At 71.0% G+C, this 3,325-nt stretch carries 2 protein-coding genes; one reads left to right on the top strand and one right to left on the bottom strand.

Features of this window, described 5'->3' with window-relative positions; genetic code table 11:
• Positions 1-70 precede the first annotated feature (70 nt).
• The gene (locus QUG98_RS16540) at positions 71-295 is read right to left on the bottom strand and encodes a DUF7455 domain-containing protein (protein WP_058728615.1); all 225 of its coding nucleotides are present in this window, start codon (positions 293-295) and stop codon (positions 71-73) included.
• 177 nt (positions 296-472) lie between these two features.
• On the opposite strand from QUG98_RS16540, the gene QUG98_RS16535 reads away from it, so the two are divergent.
• Positions 473-2,590 (top strand): DNA gyrase/topoisomerase IV subunit B, encoded by a 2,118-nt coding sequence (locus QUG98_RS16535; protein WP_289471584.1) that lies wholly within the window; start codon positions 473-475, stop codon positions 2,588-2,590.
• Positions 2,591-3,325: the final 735 nt, after the last annotated feature.

Below are 3,325 nucleotides of genomic sequence, written 5' to 3'. Positions count from 1 at the left end.
CGCCCCACCACCACCGGGGGGGCGGGGGCCCCGCGGCCCCCGCGCCTCCCGTTCGTGCGTCTGGTGACGTCTACTTCGACTCGTGGAGTCGGCTGCTCTCGTCGTGCCACTCGAGCGCGGTCGCCGCGAGCTTGTCCTTGAACTCGGCGCCGTGGTGGGCGCAGAAGTAGAGCTCGCCGCTGGCCATGGTGGCGCGGATGTACGCCTGCGCTCCGCAGCTGTCGCAGCGGTCAGCGGCGGTGAGCTGGTGGCTGCTGGCTTCGTCGATGGAGAGGTCGTGCACGGTCTGGGTCATTGCTGTGCTCCTCACGGATCGCAGGTGGTGCGGGTGGACACCCATTTGAACACGTGGTGGCTGGGAGACGTGCATCGTGGACGGCCTGTTTCGCTGAGCGCGGACCCGTTGTCCCCACGCCGAGGCGCGCCGTCCTCCGGAGCCGTGGCTGTCGGTGCCCGTCGGTACGATCGGGAGGTGAGCTCCGACTACTCTGCACGCCACCTCTCCGTCCTCGAGGGACTCGAGGCCGTTCGGAAGCGTCCCGGCATGTACATCGGATCGACGGACTCCCGCGGGCTCATGCACTGCCTGTGGGAGATCATCGACAACTCCGTCGACGAAGCACTCGCCGGGCACGGCGACGAGATCGGTGTCGTCCTGCACGCCGACGGTTCCGTCGAGGTCCGCGACACCGCCCGCGGCATCCCCGTCGACGTCGAGCCGAAGACCGGGCTGACGGGCGTCGAGGTCGTGTTCACCAAGCTGCACGCCGGCGGCAAGTTCGGATCCGGGTCGTACGCTGCGTCGGGCGGGCTGCACGGCGTCGGCGCGTCCGTCGTGAACGCGCTGTCGGAGCGTCTCGACGTCGAGGTCGACCGCGGCGGCAAGACCTACGCGATGTCGTTCCACCGGGGCGAGCCGGGGACCTTCGCCGGTGACGGTCCCGACGCCCCCTTCACGCCGTTCACCTCGGGCAGTGAGCTGCGCGTCGTCGGCAAGGTCAAGAAGGGCGTCACCGGGTCGCGCATCCGGTACTGGGCGGACCGGCAGATCTTCACCCAGGACGCCCGATTCAGCACGGGCGACCTGGTGAACCGCGCACGCCAGACGGCCTTCCTGGTGCCCGGGCTCGGCATCACCATCACGGACGAGCGCCCGGCATCGATCGAGGCGGCCGCGCAGCGCGCCGAGGCGACCGGCACGACCGTCACCCCCGGGCCGGTCATCGAGCGGTTCCGCTACGAGGGCGGCATCAGCGAGTTCGTCGAGCACCTTGCTGTCGACGCAGCGGTCACCGACGTCTGGCGCATCCAGGGCGCCGGGACGTTCACCGAGACCGTTCCGATGCTCGACGACAAGGGGCACATGGTGTCCACCTCGGTCGAGCGCACGTGCGAGGTCGACATCGCGCTGCGGTGGGGCAGCGGGTACGAGACGGTCGAGCGGAGCTTCGTCAACATCATCGCGACGCCGAAGGGCGGCACGCACCTGACCGGCTTCGAGTCGGGCGTCGTCAAGGCCGTGCGCACCCAGGTCGAGGCGAACGCCCGCAAGCTCAAGGTCGGGCAGGACAAGCTCGAGAAGGACGACGTGCTCGCCGGCCTCACCGCCGTCCTGACCGTCCGCCTGCCCGAGCCGCAGTTCGAGGGGCAGACCAAGGAGGTCCTCGGTACCCCGGCCGTCCGGAAGATCGTCGACCAGGTCGTGTCGAAGCACCTGACGGACATCCTCACCTCGACGCAGCGCACCGAGAAGGCCCAGGCCGCGACCCTGCTCGAGAAGGTCGTCGCCGAGATGAAGACCCGCATCTCGGCCCGGGCGCACAAGGAGACCCAGCGCCGCAAGAACGCGCTCGAGAACTCCTCGCTGCCGACGAAGCTCGCCGACTGCCGCAAGCAGGACGCCGAGGGCACCGAGCTCTTCATCGTCGAGGGTGACTCCGCGCTCGGCACCGCGAAGCTCGCCCGCAACAGCGAGTACCAGGCGCTGCTCCCGATCCGGGGCAAGATCCTCAACGTGCAGAAGGCGTCGGTGTCGGACATGCTGTCCAACGCCGAGTGCGCGTCGATCATCCAGGTCATCGGCGCCGGCTCCGGTCGCTCGTTCGAGATCGACCAGGCCCGCTACGGCAAGATCATCATCATGTCGGACGCTGACGTCGACGGCGCTCACATCCGCACGCTCCTGCTGACGCTGTTCTTCCGCTACATGCGGCCGATGATCGAGCAGGGCCGGGTGTTCGCCGCCGTGCCCCCGCTGCACCGGGTCGTCGTGGTGAACCGCGGCAAGCCGAACGACACGCTGTACACCTACTCCGAGGCCGAGCTGCAGGCGGTGCTGAAGAAGCTCGCGAAGCAGGGCAAGAAGTACCAGGAGCCGATCCAGCGGTACAAGGGCCTGGGGGAGATGGACGCCGACCAGCTGGCCGAGACCACGATGGACCGGGCGCACCGCACCCTCCGTCGCGTGAACGTGACCGACGCCGAGAGCGCCGCGAAGGTGTTCGAGCTGCTGATGGGCAACGACGTCGCGCCGCGCAAGGAGTTCATCCTCGCCGGCGAGGGCCTCGACCGCGACCGCATCGACGCGTAGCCGCCGTCCGGCTCGAGCGCGGCGGCCGAGACTCGCGCTGCGCGACGGTCCTCGCGTCCTGCCGGGCGAGATCGGTCGCTCAGCTCGAGTCTCACGCCCGTCGTGCGGGCGCGGCGTCGGCGTGCGGTCGCGCCGCCGCCGGGCGGGCGTGACGGCGTGCAGGGCGAGGCCGGCATCCAGCCGGGCCGACGTGCGGTGGTGACGCCGGCGCACGGGCGAGACGCCGCCGTGTGGACGGGACGCCGCGAGGGGAACGAAACGCCGCGAGATCCGGCGGCGTCTCGCACGTTCAGCGGTGTCTCGCTGCGTCGGCGGTGTCTCGACGAGGCCGGGGCTCCGATCCGACTCCAGGCGACCCCACGCCGGACGGGAGGAGCGGTGCCGGCTGCCGATGCGCCTCCCGTCCGCTGCTCCGACCGTCCTGTCGCACGACGTGCCGCATGCTGTCGTCGCGGTCGCACGACACGCCGTCGGCGGCAGCGCTGAACGGCGAGTCGTGCGACCGGAACGCGCACACCTGCGCTGGGGCGAGGCTCGTGGCTGATGCCCGCGGGATGCACGTCGAGCGCAGTCAGCTCCGGGAGAGCGACAGTGTGCCGCGATCTTCCCGCGGCAGACTGTCGCTCCCGCGGAACGGACGCGCGCCGCGGCCCGCCGCCACCCGCCGCCGCGCGGCAGCGAATGGCCGTCGCGCGAGTGGCGCGGCCCGCGTGCGCCGCGCGCGGCGCGCGGGCC

The sequence above is a fragment of the Curtobacterium subtropicum genome (assembly GCF_030362975.1).
GTDB lineage: Bacteria > Actinomycetota > Actinomycetes > Actinomycetales > Microbacteriaceae > Curtobacterium > Curtobacterium subtropicum.
Note: the sequence above shows the minus strand (reverse complement) of the source record. Positions and strands in the feature narration are given on the sequence as shown.